Genomic DNA, 16,937 nt, shown 5'->3' on the forward strand with positions numbered 1-16,937 from the left:
AAGCGTACAATTTACGACCGTGACTAAGTTCAAGAAGACGCCGTACACGGTCGACGTGCGTGACCTCATCAACCGCCCGGGCACCATGCACGAACGCCACCTCGATATCGTGGTTCCCGACGACCTCGGGGCTGGCCTCGTGGCTGTGAAAGCCGGCTCGACCCTGTCGACCGAGCTGCGCCTCGAGGCGATGCACGAGGGGATCCTGGTGAGCATCGAGGTCTATGCGCGCGCCCTCGGGGAGTGCGGCCGGTGCCTCAAGGACATCGACCTGCCCGTCCGAGTTCAGTTTGCCGAGCTTTTCGGTTATCCTCAGGAGGAAGCCTTCGAGTTTGAGATTTTGGACGACCATGTCGATTTGGAATCTTTGATCCGGGACGCGGTAGTGTTATCACTTCCGTTCCAGCCAGTATGTCGGCGGGATTGCCCTGGTCTTGACAGTGAGACCGGGCAGCCGCTTGCCGAACTACCTGAACTCGTTTCCGACGATGCGCCCGACCCCCGGTGGTCAGCGCTTGCGGGGTTTACGGCTTCCACAGACAAAGACATGGGTGCGGACATCCATGTTTCAGACAGAGAAGAGAAGTAGTCATGGCAGTACCGAAGCGCAAGATGTCGCGTTCCAACACCCACTCGCGTCGCGCGCAGTGGAAGGCCACGCCTCCCACCCTCGTGAAGACCATGGAGGGCGGCAAGGTCGTCTACAGCCTTCCGCACCGCGCCAAGGTTGTCACCGACTCCACCGGTACCCCGTTGTTCATGGAATACAAGGGCCGTAAAGTCGCCGACATCTAGGACACCTCTTTTCACCGGACCGGAACTCGGTCGATGAAGATGTGTAAATGAGAGACGTGAAGACCGAGCGGTCGCCCCTGTTGGCGACCCTCGGCGTGCAGATTGAACCGGTGATTTTGGAGCTTGCTCTGACCCACCGGTCTTTTGCGTACGAAAACGGCGGTATCCCCACCAACGAGCGTCTGGAATTTCTCGGCGATTCGATTCTGGGACAGGCCGTCACGGTGATGCTTTATCGCACCTATCCCGACCTCGACGAGGGACACCTGGCCAAGCGCCGGGCCAGCCTGGTGTCGACGGCGGCGCTCGCCCAGATCGCCCGCGGTCTGGGTCTGGGGGAGTATATCCGCCTCGGTCGTGGTGAGATCCTCACCGGCGGTCGCGACAAGGCGTCCATCCTGGCTGACACTGTCGAAGCGCTCATCGGTGCGACTTTCCTTGACGCCGGTGGCGACGTCGCCACTGCATTCGTGCTGCGGCTAATCGCTCCTCTGCTGGCCGAACCTGGCCACTTCGGTGTGTCGATGGACCCGAAAACAGCCCTGCAGGAGCTAGCGGCTAGTGCCGGCGTCGGCGTTCCCGTCTACACGCTCGAAGCGAGCGGGCCCGATCACTCCAAGGTGTTCGTGGCCACCGTAGCGATCGGCACTGTCGTCACCGCCGCGGGCGTTGGCCCGAGCAAGAAATTCGCCGAGATGGCTGCCGCCCGCGAAGCCATCGACCGGCTCAACGCGCTGTAGTTCTCCGCTATGCCGGAACTCCCCGAAGTCGAGGTCGTGCGGGCCGGCCTGCAACCGGCGGTCACCGATGCCATCGTCACCGGCGTCGAGATCTTCGACGAACGCTCCCTGCGCCGTCACGATCCGGCTTCCGGTTCCTTCGCCGAACAACTCACCGGGCGCCGAATTCTCGCCGCCGTACGTCGCGGCAAGTTCCTGTGGCTGCCGCTCGGCAGCGGCCGAGCCCTGGTCATCCACCTCGGTATGAGCGGACAAGTTCTGCTGCGCAGACCGGGCGCCGCCCTGGATCGGATGTTGCGCATCCGCTTGACGCTGGAACACCCGACCCACGGCGAGCTCTGGGTGAATTTCGTCGACCAGCGCATTTTCGGCAGCATGGCCGTCGACGTGATGGGCCCGACCAGGGACGCGCTCCCGGCGGGATATTCGGGGGAGCTGCAAGCGGATGCCGCCTGGCAGCACCGCATACCCTCCCAGGTCGCGCACATTGCTCGCGACCCCATCGATCCGTCGTTCTCGTCGAGCGCCTTCTTCGCAGCCCTCGCGCGCAAGAACACCGGCATCAAGCGGGCGCTGCTCGACCAGAACCTGATCAGCGGCATCGGCAATATCTACGCGGACGAAGCGTTGTTCGCCGCGCGCATCCACTTCGAGCAGCCGGCTGCGTCGCTGTCTTCGGCGAAGGCCACGGTATTGCTCGCCGCAGTGCGCACCATTCTGCACCGCGCCCTCGCCGAGGGCGGAACCAGCTTCGACGCCCAGTACGTGAACGTGAACGGGCAGTCCGGCTATTTCGCGCACAGCCTTGAGGCCTACGGGCGGCAGGGCACGCCGTGCTCCCGCTGCGGCACCCTGATCGTGCGCGAGCAGTTCATGAATCGCGGCTCGCACTTCTGCCCGCGCTGTCAGCGCCTGCGTTAGCCGCTGAACGGTAACGTGGGCATCAGGCCAGGGCAGCCTGGAGACGCCGACGACGCAGCGCCCAGCGCACAGCCAAGCCGAGAACCATCACGATGACCGCGGGGATCAGGAGTGAGGCCGATCCGCCCTTCACGCCCAGCGCGCTGACGAATACCTGCGCACCATAATCGAGCATCTCGGCGGGATAGGCGGCCAGCACACGCGTTCCCGCTGCGGCGCTCACGGCCGTGAACAGTGTCGGTCCGATCCAGAGGGCAAGAAAACTGACGACCGCCCCGGCCACCCGACCAATTGTTGCCAGGCCGCCCCAGGCCACGGCGAGCCCCACGATCACGGCCGGAACCCACCGGGTTGCGTTCAGCAGAGCCCTGGCTGTCTCCGATACCTCGAAGCTGAGCGGATGCGCGATGAATCCGTTGAGCCAGGCGCTAGAGGCGACGGCGGCCAGGCTCACGGCCACCATCGCGCCGGCGACGGGCGCTCGGGCGATGAGCGCAAGAATGAGCAGTCCGATCAGGCTGGCGGCCAGTGTTCCGGCGGTCAGGACGAACAGGTACACCTTCGCCGCGGGGCTCTCGGTGAGTCCGACGGCGGTGGTGACGGCGGTCTGCACGATGGCAACGACCTGCACGGTCAGCACGCCGACGACGATCGCGGCGAGAGTGAATCGGGGGTGCTGCGCGCGCGTCACCCGCGCGAGGCCGCCGGCGAGCGCTGACCCGGTCACGATCACCGCCACGATGAGCGTGATCGTGTACTGGCTAAATGGCAGCAGGACGATCGGCATGTCCTCCGGCAAGGTGTTGACGGCCCACAAATTCTGTAGGGGAAGGCGCATCCCGGTGACCAGCCAAGGCAAGAGCCCGACGATCGCCGAGAGCATCCCCATGACCAGATACACCAACGGAACGATCGCTTTCATCTGGGTAAGTGCAACCACCAGAACCCCCTCAGCCTGAAACTGCAAGGCTAGCAGCACCTTGACGGGGAGCTTGGGAGATTCTCGACCGCTAAACACAACAACTCAGAATTGTGACTCAGGATTGGGCATCAGGCGGTACGACTCGTTTCCAAGCCCTTTCGCAGCCCATCGGCGGTCCAGACATCTTCCGGCTCCTCAAGCCCGGCCGTCGGGGCATCGGTGCTCATCCGGGTAACCTCCGCAGTTCTGCCCGCCACACTCCCCGACAAGCGGATGTCCCGGCCAGTGTCGGTGGGGCACGGTACCGTTGAATCAGCCCCGAGACCAGGACTTGCGGCGGACCGAGCGAAAGGGTCTTACGTTGTATTTGAAGAGCCTCACCCTCAAGGGGTTCAAATCGTTCGCGCAGCCGACGATGTTCGCGTTCGAGCCAGGCGTCACCTGTGTCGTCGGTCCGAACGGGTCGGGCAAGTCCAACGTCGTCGACGCCCTCGCCTGGGTGATGGGCGAGCAGGGTGTGAAAACCCTGCGCGGCGGCAAGATGGAAGACGTCATCTTCGCGGGCACGTCGACCCGCGGCCCGCTCGGCCGGGCCGAAGTCATTCTCACCATCGACAACGCCGACGGCGCCCTGCCGATCGAATACTCCGAAGTGACCATCTCGCGCACGCTCTTTCGCAACGGTGCGAGTGAATACGCCATCAACGGGCGCACCTGCCGGCTGCTCGATGTGCAGGAGTTGCTCAGCGACTCCGGCCTCGGCCGCGAGATGCACGTCATCGTGGGGCAGGGACAGCTCGACGCCGTCTTGCGCGCGAGCCCCGAAGAACGCCGCGGCTTCATCGAAGAGGCCGCCGGCATACTCAAACACCGCCGCCGCAAAGAGAAGACCCTGCGCAAGCTCGATGCGATGCAGACTAACCTCACCCGGCTGAGTGACCTCGCTGGGGAGATTCGCCGCCAGCTCAAGCCGCTCGGCCACCAGGCCGAAATCGCCCGCGAGGCGCAGACCATCGCCGCCGTCGTGCGAGACGCCCGTGCCCGGTTGCTCGCCGACGACGTCGTGACGCTGCGCACCGCGCTCGACGCCCACAATCGCACCGAGAGTGAACGCCACACCGAACGGGTCGTGCTGCAGGAACAGCTCGTGCAGAAACAGGGGCGGGTACAGCGGCTCGAGCGCGCCCAGGTCGGCGATGCCGTCGACCTGGCCCGCCGCACCAGCTACGAGCTCGAATCGGTACAACAGCGACTGCGCGGCCTGTTCACCCTGGCCAACCAACGACTGGCCCTGCTCGGTTCGCAGGCCGAGTCGTCAGCCCTCGTACCGAGTGTCACCCCGACCATGCTGACCGAGGCTGCGGCCGAGATGGAGCGGCTGCGCGCGGGTATCGGAGCGGCTCAGAGTGCCTGGGATGACGCCAGGCAGCAGAGCGCGGCTGCGCGGTCGCGGCTCGACGCTGTCGACGAAGATATTGCGGCGCAGGCAGCGCTCGTCTCTCGGCATGACCTGGAGATTTCCCACCTGACCGGGCAATCCGAGACGGCGGCTTCGCGACTAGCGGCCGTTCGCGGTGAACGTCTGCGGCAGCAGAATGCCCTGGACGCGGCGACGGACCGCAACCAGAAGGCGCAGCTGCAGCTCGACGAACTGGAGGCTTCAGTGCCCGCTGGCGAACCCGATTCGGGCGAGCTCTCCGAAGCCTTCGAACTGGCGCAGGCCGCGGTACAGCGCGTCGAGGTCGAGGTGGAGCGACTGCGCGATGAGCTGCACCGGCACGAACGGGAACGCGACGCCCAGGCGGCACGGCAGGGTGCGTTCTCCCTCGCGCTCGACCAAAAAGACGGCTCGTCGGCCCTGCTCGGCGCGCAGCTGACCGGCATTCGCGGGCTCGTGGCCGACCACGTGCGGGTGCAGCCGGGGTTCGAAGCGGCGATCGCCGCCGCGCTCGGCTCCCTCGCCGATGCCGTGCTCGCCGAGAACCGCGACTTTGCCCTCGACGCGATCGTGCAGGCCTCACGCGACGACTTCGGGCGGGTCGAACTGATCCTGGCCGACGGGCAGGACAGCATCGATCCAGCGATCGATTTGGGAGACAGGGCAGGCATCCGCTGGGCGACCTCGGTCATCGACGGTCCCGCAGGCGTGAGCGGCCTGCTCGCGCAGACCGTCATCGTCGACGATCTCGCGCTGGCCGGCGCAGCGGAGCTGCCCGACAGCCTCACCCGTATCACCCTCGCCGGCGAGGTACTGAGCCCGTGGGTCGTACGCGGCGGGTCGGGGGCCCGGCAGAGCAAGCTCGAACTCGTCGCCGAGCGTGATATCGCTGCCGAGAAGCTCGCGACGGTCACCGTGCTGACCGAGCGGACGCGGTTTGATTTCGCCGAACAGCGCACACTCCTGCAGGCGTACAAGGAACAGTCGGTGAGCTCGCGAGCGACCCTGCGCGCCTTCGAGACGCAGCTCGCCACCCGCACGGAACGTCGCGGTCGACTCGTGGTGCAGGCCGATGCGGCCGCCGCCGACGTCGACCGAGTCTCCGCCGCGCTCGAGCTCGCCAGCGGAGCCGTCACCGAAGCCGAGGCCGTCGCGGAACGGGCCGCTGCCGTCCTGGTGACCGCCCGGTCTCAGCCACGACCGGTCCTCGACGCGACCCTGCGCGACGCGCTCCATACCGAACTCGAGGCCGCCCGCGAATCCGAGGTCGAGACCCGGCTGCAGGTGGAAACCGCCCGCGAACGCGTGCGCGCCGGCGAACTGCAGGTGGCGACCCTGACCCGGCAGCTGGAGACCGACCGCACGGCGGCCGCTGCGGCCGCCCGCCGCGCCGTCATCCGTCGCCGCCAAGTGGATGCCGCCTCCCGCGTCGCCGAGGCGCTTCCCGCCGTGCTCGCCGCGGCTGACCGCTCAGTCGCTGCAGCGCAACTTCAGCTGGCCAGCGCCGAAGCCGAGCGAGCGAGCCAGAACAGCGAACTGCAGCAACTGCGGCGTGACGAGAACGCCCTGCGGGAGCGGCTCGCCTCGATCACCGAGAACGTGCACGGCCTCGAACTGGAGATCTACGAGAAGAAGCTGCACCTCTCGGCCCTGCTGGAACGCGCCGGCAGCGAACTCGGCCTGACCGAAGGCGTGCTCGTCGGCGAATACGGGCCCGACCAGCTCATCCCGGCGGATGGCACCGGTCTGGATGACATCCGTGCCGATGACGCGCCCGCGGAGGGCCGCACGACCGACGGCATCCGCTTCGACCGGGCTGAGCAGCAGAAACGGTTTGCGGCTGCCGAACGCACGCTGGGCCGGCTCGGCCGGGTCAACCCGCTCGCGCTCGAGGAATTCGCCGCGCTTGAGCAGCGACATAAGTTTCTCACCGAGCAACTCACCGACTTGACCTCGACCCGCAGCGACCTGCTCACCATCATCGCCGACATCGACGAGAAGATGCAGACCATCTTCGGGTCGGCGTTCGACGACACCCAGGCGGCCTTCGCTGAGGTGTTCCCGGTGTTGTTTCCCGGCGGCAGCGGAAGCATCTGGCTCACCGATCCCGACGACCTGCTGACCACCGGCATCGAGGTATCGGTCAAACCGGCCGGCAAGAAGATCGAACGCCTGTCGCTACTTTCCGGCGGCGAACGCTCGCTCGCCGCCGTCGCGCTGCTGATCGCCATCTTCAAGGCGCGCCCGAGCCCGTTCTACATCATGGACGAGGTCGAAGCCGCCCTCGACGACGCCAACCTCGGCCGGTTGCTGACCATCTTCGAAGACTTGCGCGAGACCAGCCAGCTCATCGTGATCACCCACCAGAAACGCACCATGGAAATAGCGGATGCCCTCTACGGCGTCAGCATGCGGCAAGACGGGGTCAGCGCCGTGGTCGGCCAGCGCGTCGGCACCCGTGCAGACCAGCGGGCGGATGCTGCGGCGGGCTAGCCCTGTGGCGACCTAAACCTGTGGCGACCTAAACCTGTGGCGACCTAAACCTGTGGCGGCAGTGCCGAGATGACGGGGTGGTCCTTGGCGATCACGCCGACCTTGGCCGCGCCGCCCGGGGAGCCGAGGTCGTCGAAGAATTCAACGTTGGCCTTGTAGTAGTCGGCCCACTGCTCGGGCAGGTCATCTTCGTAGTAGATGGCCTCGACCGGGCAGACCGGTTCGCAGGCGCCGCAGTCGACGCACTCGTCCGGATGGATATAGAGGGAACGTTCGCCCTCATAGATGCAGTCCACCGGGCATTCGTCGATGCAGGCACGATCTTTCACATCGACGCAGGGAAGAGCGATCACATAGGTCACAGTGTCAGCAACGCTTCCGTGCGGGAGATCGCGACCTGTTCGGCGCGGGAGATGACCTTGACGCGCTCCCGGCCCGGCGTGACAGAGTCCTGCGTGCCGAGCAGTCGTTCGTGCGCGTCCAGGGTACGCCAGCCGGCCCAGGTCGTGAATTCCACCCCGCGTTCGTCGAGCAGGGACAGAATCGTATCCGCTGCGCCGAACGTCTGGTTGCCAGCGACGAGCGCTGGTACGTCTTCGACGAGCCGGGTGATGGTCTCCAAAGCGTCACCCTTGGTGTGGCCGATGAGGCCGACCGGACCGCGCTTGATCCAGCCGGTGGCGTACAGTCCGGCGATCGGCTCGCCGGATGCATCGAGCACACGCCCGCCGTCGTTCGGAATGACACCGCGTACGGCGTCGAACGGCACCTCGGTGAGGGCGCTGCCGCGGTAGCCGACCGCTCGGTAGACGGCCTGCACCGGGTAGTCGACGACCTCCCCGGTAGCCTTGACGTCGCCGTCCCCGGTGTGTTCGGTGCGTTCAAAACGGATGCCTTCGACCCGCCCGTCGCCGTACACCTCGAGCGGTGCGTGCAGGAAGTGCAGGTGCAGGCGACGCGAGGCGCCCTGCGGAACCTTGGTCAACCATCCGTTCAGCGTGCGGGTCATGATCTTGACCTGGTTGTTGCTGGCGACGAGTTGTTCGCTGTGCGAATCGGGCGTGAAATCCTCGGCGTAGACCACGAGGTCAACGTCGGGGATGTCGGCGAGCTCGCGCAGCTCGATCGGGGTGAACTTCACCTGCGACGGCCCGCGACGGCCGAACACGTGCACGTCGGTGACCGGGGATCCGGCGAGCCCGGCATAGACCGAGGCGGGGATGTCGGTGGTGAGCAGGTCGTCGGCGTGCTTGGCCAGGATACGGGCGACGTCGAGGGCCACGTTGCCGTTTCCGATGACGGCCACGTCGGTCGCGTCGAGTGGCCACTCCAGCGGCACGTCGGGGTGGCCGTCGTACCAGGAGACGAAGTCGGCGGCGCCGAATGAGCCGGGCAGGTCGATGCCGGGAATGACGAGCGGGGCGTCGAGAATGGCGCCGGTCGCGAAGATGACCGCGTGGTAGTGCTCGCGCAGGTCGGCCAGGGTCAGGTCGGTGCCGTAGGTGACGTTGCCGATGAAGCGAATCGTATCGGCGTCGAGCATTTCCTGCAACGACTTGACGATGCCCTTGATGCGGGGGTGGTCAGGGGCGACGCCGTAGCGAATGAGCCCGTACGGCGCCGGCAGCGAATCGAACAGGTCGATGGCCACGGTGTGCCCGGCCTCCTGCACCAGCCGGTTCAAAATATTCCCGGCGTAGATGCCGGCCGGGCCGGCACCGATGATGGCAACGCGCAGGGCAGAGGGAACGGGGGTCATAGTGTGCCTTTCAATGGCGCAAGCTTGCAGAATGAAACAACAGAAGAATGGATGCGCGCGGGTCAGCGCAGGCCGGCGGCCATGAGTCCGCGGCGGCGCAGCAGACGACGCTCGATCGGAGCGAAGACGACGAGCTCAACCAGGATGCCGACGAACAGAATCACCAGAATCGTCGCAAGCACGCCGGACAGGTCGGCGAGTTCCCGGCTCTGTTGCAGCATCGAGCCGAGGCCGAAGCCCATCGTGCCGCCCATGGCGATGATTTCTGCGGCCATAAGCGAGCGCCAGGCGAAGGCCCAGCCCTGTTTCAGGCCGGAGAAGTAGCCGGGCAGGGCGGCCGGCAGCACCACGAGGGTGGCCATCTGCACGCGCGATGCGCCCAGCACGGTGCCCACGCGGCGCAGCTGCGGCGGAATCTGGTCGACACCGGAGACGAGCCCGTTGGCGATCGACGGCACCGCGCCCATGAGTACCACGAAATAGACCGTGGCGTCGGTGAGGCCGAACCAGATGATGGCGGCGGGCACCCAGGCGACCGAGGGCAGCACCTGCAGCCCGGACAGTAACGGGCCGAGAGCCCGTCGCACCGGGCGGCATTCGGCGAGCAGCAGCCCGATCGGAGTCCCGATGGCGACGGCGATGAGGAATCCGAGCCCGCCGCGTTCGAGGCTGGTCAGCACCGCGAGTTGCAGGCGCTCGCTCGACCAGGCGCTGACCAGGGCGCCGAACACGTCGAACGGTCCGGGGATCAGGTCGGGGCGGGGCTTGGCGATCACAATGTAGGCCTGCCAGGCCGCGACCAGGGTGATGAGCAGCAGAATCGGCGGCACCACACCGTCGAGGGTGCGGCGAAAGGCGCCGCGGGGGGGTTCGGGCACGGCCTGCAGCGAATCCAGGCCGGCTTCGAGGCGGCGGAGTTCGTCGTGGTCGGGGTCGGAGGCGGTGCCGGTGCGAGTGTCAAGCGGCATTGCGTCGAATCTCCTCTCGCAGCTGGTCGGTGATCTCGTCGCCCAGACGGGCGACTTCGGGGGATTCGATGCGGCGTGAGCCGGTGTCGGTGATGGTCCACTCGTTGACGATGCGCCCGGGGCGCGACGACATCAGGAGGATGCGTTGCCCCAACCGGGCGGCCTCCCGCACGTTGTGGGTGACGAAAACAATGGTGCGGCCGGTTTGGCGCCAGACCCGTTCCAGTTCCTCGTGCAGCAGGTCGCGGGTGATGGCGTCGAGCGCGGCGAACGGTTCGTCCATGAGCAGCACCTTGCGGTCCTGCGCGAGCGAGCGCGCGAGGGCGACGCGTTGACGCATGCCGCCGGAGAGTTCGTGGGGACGTTTGTCGGCGGCATCGGCGAGGTTGACCAGGTCGAGCAGTTCCAGGGCGGCACCGCTACGTTCCTTGCGGGGCACCCCGCCCAGCTTGAGGGCGAGCTCCACATTGCGACCGGCGGTCAGCCACGGAAACAGGGCCGCGTCCTGGAACATGACGGCGGCCTTGCCGCTCGCCACGGTGACGGAGCCCTCGGTCGGCTTCTCCAGACCGGCAATGATGTTCAGCAGCGTGGACTTGCCGCACCCGCTCGCACCGAGCAGGCAGACGAACTGGCCGGCCTCGATCGACAGGTTGATGTCGTCGAGCACGAGCGGTCCGGTGCCGTAACGCTTGCCGAGGGCGTCGATCGTGATCGCTGCCGGCCCGACCCCAGCAGTGGTCGGGGCTGTGGCAACAGACACGTTGGTCACGGCGACACTTCCGACCCGGCGCCGGAGCCGTCGCCGGCGCGGGTGGGCTCGCCGGGCGCGGTCACGATGCCGGCGGCCAGGGTCGCGCCGTCCTGCGGGTGGATCACCAGGAACGCGCCCGAGCGGCGGTTCTGCGTGTAACGCTCAACGGGCAGATCGCGCGACAAGCGGATGCTCGCCTGCCCGATGTCGTTCACGGCGAGGGCCGTGGCGGGTTCCACGCCGAGCGTCGTCAGGTCGAGCCGGCCGGTGACCGCGCTGACCAGGGCCTGCACGACGGTCGTGCCGAACTTTACGAGAACGCGGGCGCCCGGTGCGAGTGGGCGCGGGTCGAGCCAGAACAGGTCGGCCTCGAGGGTGCGGGTGACCGGTGGCAGGGTGTCGGCGGCCGCGATCACGGCGCCGCGGGCAATGTCGAGGTCGTCGGCCAGGCGCAGCGCGATCGACTGAGGCGCGAAGGCCTCGTCGAGGGCGACCCCGGCGAAGTCGATGCCGGTGACGGTGCTGGTGCCGCCGCCGGGCTCGACGGTGACGGTGTCGCCGACCTTGATGCTGCCGCTCGCGACCTGCCCGGCGTAGGCCCGGTAGTCGCGGAAGGAGTCGGCGAGCTCCGGGGCGACGACGACCGCGCCCTGCGGGCGCAGCACGAGCTGCACGGGCAGGCGGAACGCCTCGGTGGCTCGGCCCGAATCGTCGAGATCATCGATCACGGTGAGGGTTTCGAGCAGTTCGAGCAGGCTCGGCCCGTCATACCAGGGGGTGCGCTCGGAGCGGTCAACGACGTTGTCTCCGGCAAGGGCCGACACGGGAATCACCAGCACGTCGGCGATTCCGAGTTCGGCGGTGACCAGACGAACGGATGCCTCAACCGCCCGGTAGGCGGCCTCGTCGTAGTCCAGCAGGTCGATCTTGTTGACCGCGACGATCACGTGCGGCACGCGCAGCAGGGCGACGACGCTGAGGTGCCGGCGGGTCTGCTCGAGCACACCCTTGCGGGCGTCGATGAGCATGATGACGGCATCCGCTGTGGTGGCGCCGGTGACCATGTTGCGGGTGTACTGCACGTGGCCGGGGCAGTCGGCGAGGATGAAGGAGCGGACCGGTGTCGCGAAGTAGCGGTAGGCCACGTCGATGGTGATGCCCTGTTCGCGTTCGGCGCGCAGGCCGTCGGTCAACAGCGCAAAGTCGATGCCGCCGCTTTCGCCGCCGAAGCCGCGCTCGGTCGAGGTGCGGGTGACCGCTTCCAGCTGGTCGGCGAGGATGGCCTTGGAATCGTGCAGCAGCCGGCCCACGAGGGTGGACTTGCCGTCGTCGACCGAGCCGGCCGTTGCGAAACGAAACAGGGTGCCTTCGGGAGCAGAAACGACGGCCTCCGTGGCGAGGTTCTGGGTGTCAATGGTGAGGGTCATCTGTTATTCCGTTCCCAATCCGCCGGCCGAGACCGGTTCTTCTGTGCGTTCCGCGAGTACGGCATTGAGCAGGGCCACGTTGAACAGTCCGTCCAGGTCGCCGTCCTTGCCGATGCCGGCCTTGACCGCCTCGGCGAGCGAGACCGGAAAGGTGGCGGCCAGCGGGTCGACATTGAACTTCACTTCGGTCAGGGCGCGGGCCAGCACGTCGTCGGCGAGTGCCTTGCCGGTGTCGGCCTTGAGCTTCGCGTTGATGACCGTCGCGGCCTCGGCCGGGTTCTCGGTGAGCCAGTCGACGGCTGTGACATGGCCCTCCAAGAGCGCCTGGACTGTGTCGGGGTGCTCCTCGAGAAAAGCCTTGCGCACGAGCAGCACGGTGGTCGGAAAGTCGCCGTTCTCCCACCGGGAGGCTTCGTTCACGAGAACGTGACCGTCGGCTTCGAGCAGCAGGCGGGACACCCAGGGTTCCGGGAGCCAGGCACCGTCGATCTTGCCGCTCTGAAACAGCGTCAGTGTCTGCGCGTTGTCGGTGGGAGCCACGGTGACGTCGCCGCCGCCGGTCGTGCTGGTCTCGTAGCCTTCATCGCCGAGCCAGGAGCGCAGGGCGACATCCTGGGTGTTGCCGAGCTGCGGGGTGGCGAGGATGGTGCCGGCCAGGTCGGCCGGGCTGTCGATGCCGTCCCGCACGACGAGTGCAGCGCCGCCGCTCGCTGCTCCGGCCACGATGACGGCGGACTGGCCGCCGCTCTGCACGAAGGTGTTTACGGCCGGGCTCGGACCGATGTAGGCGGCGTCGATGGCACCGGCGCTGAGCGCTTCAACGGCGGCCGGGCCGGCGTTGAAGGTCTGGGTGGTCAGCGTCGTATCGCCGAGGGCGTCGTCGAAGAAACCGTTCTGTACTCCGACGAGTGCCGCGGCGTGGGTGACGTTGTCGAAGTAGCCCAGCCGCAGTTCGGCGGCGGGTCCCTGGTCGGTGGCGGGCTCGGTGCTGACCGTGGCGGCGCATCCGCTCACAAGAAGGGCGGTTCCCAGCATGAGGGCGCCCAAACGTAGCGAGGTCTTCATCAGAAATATCCTTCCTTCTTGCGGTCTTCCATGGCGGCCTCGGAGATGCGGTCGTCGGCGCGGGTTGCGCCTCGTTCGGTGATGGTGCTCACGCCGACCTCGCGCACGACATCGGCAACGGATGCCGCGGCCGAGTCGACCGCGCCGGTGCAGCTCATGTCGCCCACCGTGCGGTACCGCACGGTGCGCAGTTCGATGATTTCGTTGGCCCTCGCCGGGCTGACCGGGCTGACGGCGCGCCACATGTTGTCGCGACGGTAGACCTCACGCTCGTGGGCGTAGTAGAGCGGGGGCAGTTCGATGTTCTCGCGTTCGATGTAACGCCAGACGTTGAGTTCGGTCCAGTTGCTGATCGGGAAGGCGCGCACATGCTGGCCCACGGTGTGGCGGCCGTTGTAGAGGTTCCACAGCTCTGGGCGCTGGTTGCGCGGGTCCCACTGGCCGAATTCGTCGCGCAGCGAAAGGATGCGCTCCTTGGCCCTGGCCTTGTCTTCGTCGCGGCGGGCGCCGCCGAAGACGGCGTCGTGCCGGCCAGCCGCGATCGCGTCGAGCAGCGGCAGGGTCTGCAGCGGGTTGCGGGTGCCGTCGGCGCGCTCGGCGAGCCGGCCGTCATCGATGTAGTCCTGCACCTTGGCGACGACGAGGCGCACCCCATGGGCCGCAACGGTTTTGTCGCGAAACTCGAGCACCTCGGGAAAGTTGTGCCCGGTGTCCACGTGCAGCAGCGAGAACGGAATCTTGCCCGGCCAGAACGCCTTCGCGGCGAGGTGCAGCACCACGACCGAGTCCTTGCCGCCGGAGAACAGCAGCACGGGGCGTTCGAATTCGGCGACGACCTCGCGAATGATGTGGATCGCTTCGCTCTCGAGCACGTCGAGTTCGGAGAGGCGGTGGGTTGCAGTGGTCATAGGTGGAGCCCGCATTCTGTCTTCTCGAGGGTGGCCCAGCGGCCGGAACGGGGATCGGCACCCGCCGCGACGGGCTGGGTGCAGGGGGCACAACCGATGGAGGGATAGCCCTGGGAGAGCAGCGCGTTCACCGGAACCTCATGTTGGGTGGCGTAGTCCATGAGCTCGTCGTAGCTCCAGGCGGCGACCGGGTTCACCTTCACCAGGCCGTTGCGTTCGTCCCAGGTCACCAACGGCGTGTTGGCGCGGGTGGGCGCTTCGTCGCGGCGCACACCGGTGAACCACAGCTCGTAGCCGCCGAGGGAGCGCTGCAACGGTTCGACCTTGCGCATCGCGCAGCAGGCGGTGGCATCGCGCGCGAACAGCTCGGCGCCATGCAGGGCGTCCTGCTCCGGGACCGTCGTGAGCGGCAGCACGTCGACGACGGTGACCGGCAGGGCGGCCGCGACAGCGTCGCGGGTCTCATAGGTCTCATCGAAGTGATAACCGGTGTCGAGAAAGAGCACGTCGACTCCGGGCAGCTGCTGCGACACGATCTCGGGCAGCACCGCGTCGGCCATGGAGCAGGCTACGGCCACGGTGTCGGGGCTGAAGTTGCGGGCGACCCAGGCGACGACCTCGGCGGCGGTGGCCTCACGGCCGTTCGCTGCGGCGGCCGCTTCAAGTTCGGCCGACCCGGCTTCGGCGAGCGCCTGCAGCTCGGCGGCCGGTCGGCGCGGCGGCAAGACACGGGCGGGGGCAGCGGATGCTGCTGCTCGCGCGTTCAGGTTGATGGCGCTCATGTGAGGTCCTCCTCATCGGCGCGGTGCGCCCACTGGGCAAAGGTTTCGTCGGTGTCGGCGGCGCGGGCGGCCAGGAAACGGCGCACGAGACGTTCAACGTAGTCGGCGAGGTCGTCGGCGGTCACCTTGAGGCCGCGCACGGTGCGGCCGAGGCCGGCCTCGTCGCGGTCGACGGAGGCGAGGCCGCCGCCGAGGTGCACCTGGAAGCCGGGGGTGGAGCCGCCATTGCCGTCGGGCAGCAGCTGGCCCTTGAGCCCGATGTCCGCGGTCTGGATGCGGGCGCAGGAGTTGGGGCATCCGTTCACGTGCAGGGTGATCGGGTGCGGGGCGTCGATGTCGGCGAGGCGCTTCTCGAGCTCGAGGATGGCATCCGTTGCCGACTGCTTGGTCTCGACGATGGCGAGCTTGCAGAATTCGATACCGGTGCAGGCCACGGTCGAGCGGCGGAACAGGCTCGGGCGGGCCGAGAGGCCGATCTCATCGAGGGCCGTGATGAGCGGTTCCACGTGCTCTTCGGCCACGTCGAGCACCACGATCTTCTGATGCGGGGTCGTGCGCAGGCGGGTCGAGCCGTGGGCTTCGAGCAAGTCGGCGAGCCTGATCAGGGTCTGGCCGGAGACGCGGCCGACGAAGGGGGCAACGCCGATGTAGAAACGGCCGTCCTTCTGCTTGTGCACGCCGATGTGGTCGCCCTGCGTCTTCGGGCGGGGAGCGGCGGGGCCGTCGGGCAGGGTGTAACCGAGATATTCGTCTTCGAGAATACGACGGAACTTCTCCGGTCCCCACTCGGCGAGCAGAAACTTCAGGCGTGCCTTGCCGCGCAGACGGCGGTAGCCGTAGTCCCGAAAGATGGAGGCGACGCCGCGCCAGACCTCGGACACTCGGTCTTCGGCGACGAACGCGCCGAGGCGTTCGGCCAGGCGCGGGGTGGTGCTGAGCGCTCCGCCGACCCAGAGGTCGTAGCCGATACCCAGTTCGGGGTGTTCGAGCGCGACGAGGCCGATGTCGTTGATCTCGTGCACGACGTCCTGGCTGGGGTGGCCGGTGATGGCGGTTTTGAACTTGCGGGGCAGGTTGGCGAATTCGTCGGTGCCGAGGAACTTGCGGGCGAGCTCGTTGATGGACTCGGTGGGGTCGATGAGTTCGTCGGCGGCGATGCCGGCAACGGGGGAGCCGAGGAACACGCGCGGCACGTCGCCGCAGGCCTGGGTGGTTTCGAGACCGACGGCTTCGAGGCGGCGCCAGATTTCGGGCATGTCCTCGATCTGGATCCAGTGCAGCTGAATGTTCTGGCGGTCGGTGATGTCGGCGGTGTCGCGGCCGAAGTCGCGGGACACCTCGCCGATCACCCTGGTTTGTTCGGTGCTGAGCTGGCCGCCGTCGATGCGCACGCGCAGCATGAAGTAGCGGTCTTCGAGCTCCTCGGGTTCGAGGGTGGCGGTCTTGCCGCCGTCGATGCCGGGCTTGCGCTGCGTGTAGAGGCCCCACCAGCGAAAGCGGCCGTGCAGGTCGGTGCCGTCGATCGAGTCGAAGCCCTCTTTGGAGTAGATCTGTTCGATGCGGCCGCGCACGGCGAGGCCGTTGTCGACCTGCTTCCAGACCTCGTTGCCGTTGAGCGGTTCGGTGCCGTCGATCTTCCACTGGCCGTTCGGGCGGGTCGACGGCCGCGGCGGTCGGGCGGCGGGCAGCTTGGCTGCTGCCGGTGCGTTCGCGGCCGCAGTGCTGTGCACCGTCTCGGTTTCGTTCGGCACGTCGGGCTCCCTCGGTTCGCGGCGCCGCCCCGGTTTACGAACCGAAGCAACGACACTCACGCTACTGCGCCGCGCGAACAGGGGGTGCAGTGAGGGTCATGTGCTGTCACACACTGTCACGCGGCGTCACACAGGTTGCGGGGCAGGCCACGAGTGTTCGGCGATAACCGGCCGAACGGCGGCCGGCGGATGCCTGCAGGAGGGTACTGCGGGC

General features: G+C 67.3%; 15 protein-coding genes. 5 read left to right on the forward strand and 10 right to left on the reverse strand.

Going from position 1 to position 16,937, the window contains the following annotated elements:
* The first annotated feature begins 19 nt into the window (after positions 1–19).
* The 4 genes from E3O06_RS16490 to mutM are packed head-to-tail and all read left to right on the forward strand — an operon-like array spanning position 20 to position 2,456.
* A complete protein-coding gene (locus E3O06_RS16490) occupies positions 20–589 on the forward strand; it encodes a YceD family protein (RefSeq protein WP_241980330.1) in 570 nt (189 codons plus the stop codon).
* A 2-nt stretch (positions 590–591) separates the two neighbouring features.
* On the forward strand, positions 592–795 hold the full coding sequence (gene rpmF, locus E3O06_RS16495; protein ID WP_092108959.1) for a 50S ribosomal protein L32: 204 nt from the start codon (positions 592–594) through the stop codon (positions 793–795).
* Positions 796–842: 47 nt separating this feature from the next.
* A complete protein-coding gene (rnc, locus tag E3O06_RS16500; protein ID WP_134504507.1) occupies positions 843–1,535 on the forward strand; it encodes a ribonuclease III in 693 nt (230 codons plus the stop codon).
* A 9-nt stretch (positions 1,536–1,544) separates the two neighbouring features.
* On the forward strand, positions 1,545–2,456 hold the full coding sequence (mutM, locus tag E3O06_RS16505; protein ID WP_134504509.1) for a bifunctional DNA-formamidopyrimidine glycosylase/DNA-(apurinic or apyrimidinic site) lyase: 912 nt from the start codon (positions 1,545–1,547) through the stop codon (positions 2,454–2,456).
* 22 nt (positions 2,457–2,478) lie between these two features.
* On the opposite strand, the gene E3O06_RS16510 is transcribed toward mutM, so the two are convergent.
* Positions 2,479–3,396 (reverse strand): hypothetical protein, encoded by a 918-nt coding sequence (locus E3O06_RS16510; RefSeq protein ID WP_134504511.1) that lies wholly within the window; start codon positions 3,394–3,396, stop codon positions 2,479–2,481.
* Between the two features lie 343 nt (positions 3,397–3,739).
* Here E3O06_RS16510 and smc point away from each other — a divergent pair, with 343 nt between their 5' ends.
* The gene (gene smc, locus E3O06_RS16515; RefSeq protein ID WP_134504513.1) at positions 3,740–7,309 is read left to right on the forward strand and encodes a chromosome segregation protein SMC; all 3,570 of its coding nucleotides are present in this window, start codon (positions 3,740–3,742) and stop codon (positions 7,307–7,309) included.
* A gap of 44 nt (positions 7,310–7,353) precedes the next feature.
* Here smc and fdxA read toward each other — a convergent pair whose 3' ends face one another.
* The 9 genes from fdxA to E3O06_RS16560 all read right to left on the reverse strand — a co-directional run bounded on the left by fdxA (position 7,354) and on the right by E3O06_RS16560 (position 16,702).
* Positions 7,354–7,671, reverse strand: coding sequence for a ferredoxin (gene fdxA / locus E3O06_RS16520; RefSeq protein WP_134504515.1), 318 nt, complete (start codon positions 7,669–7,671; stop codon positions 7,354–7,356).
* Positions 7,668–9,068 carry an FAD-dependent oxidoreductase gene (locus E3O06_RS16525; RefSeq protein WP_134504517.1) on the reverse strand — a complete coding sequence of 467 codons (1,401 nt, stop codon included), beginning with the start codon at positions 9,066–9,068 and terminating at the stop codon, positions 7,668–7,670. Before E3O06_RS16525 ends, fdxA begins: the two co-directional genes overlap by 4 nt.
* Positions 9,069–9,130: 62 nt before the next feature.
* Positions 9,131–10,036 carry an ABC transporter permease gene (locus E3O06_RS16530; protein WP_134504519.1) on the reverse strand — a complete coding sequence of 302 codons (906 nt, stop codon included), beginning with the start codon at positions 10,034–10,036 and terminating at the stop codon, positions 9,131–9,133.
* Positions 10,026–10,799 (reverse strand): ABC transporter ATP-binding protein, encoded by a 774-nt coding sequence (locus tag E3O06_RS16535; RefSeq protein ID WP_134504714.1) that lies wholly within the window; start codon positions 10,797–10,799, stop codon positions 10,026–10,028. The genes E3O06_RS16530 and E3O06_RS16535 overlap by 11 nt, the downstream gene beginning before the upstream one ends.
* Positions 10,800–10,804: 5 nt before the next feature.
* Positions 10,805–12,217, reverse strand: a complete 1,413-nt coding sequence (locus E3O06_RS16540; protein WP_134504521.1) for a sulfate adenylyltransferase subunit 1 — start codon at positions 12,215–12,217, stop codon at positions 10,805–10,807.
* Positions 12,218–12,220: 3 nt separating this feature from the next.
* Positions 12,221–13,282: an ABC transporter substrate-binding protein gene (locus tag E3O06_RS16545; protein ID WP_134504523.1), complete on the reverse strand. Its 1,062-nt coding sequence runs from the start codon at positions 13,280–13,282 to the stop codon at positions 12,221–12,223.
* Positions 13,282–14,190: a sulfate adenylyltransferase subunit CysD gene (cysD, locus tag E3O06_RS16550; protein WP_241980338.1), complete on the reverse strand. Its 909-nt coding sequence runs from the start codon at positions 14,188–14,190 to the stop codon at positions 13,282–13,284. Before cysD ends, E3O06_RS16545 begins: the two co-directional genes overlap by 1 nt.
* Positions 14,187–14,972, reverse strand: a complete 786-nt coding sequence (locus E3O06_RS16555; protein WP_134504527.1) for a phosphoadenylyl-sulfate reductase — start codon at positions 14,970–14,972, stop codon at positions 14,187–14,189. Before E3O06_RS16555 ends, cysD begins: the two co-directional genes overlap by 4 nt.
* Positions 14,969–16,702, reverse strand: coding sequence for a nitrite/sulfite reductase (locus tag E3O06_RS16560; RefSeq protein ID WP_134504716.1), 1,734 nt, complete (start codon positions 16,700–16,702; stop codon positions 14,969–14,971). Before E3O06_RS16560 ends, E3O06_RS16555 begins: the two co-directional genes overlap by 4 nt.
* Between the last annotated feature and the right edge of the window lie 235 nt (positions 16,703–16,937).

This window comes from Cryobacterium glaciale (genome assembly GCF_004402535.1).
GTDB lineage: Bacteria > Actinomycetota > Actinomycetes > Actinomycetales > Microbacteriaceae > Cryobacterium > Cryobacterium glaciale.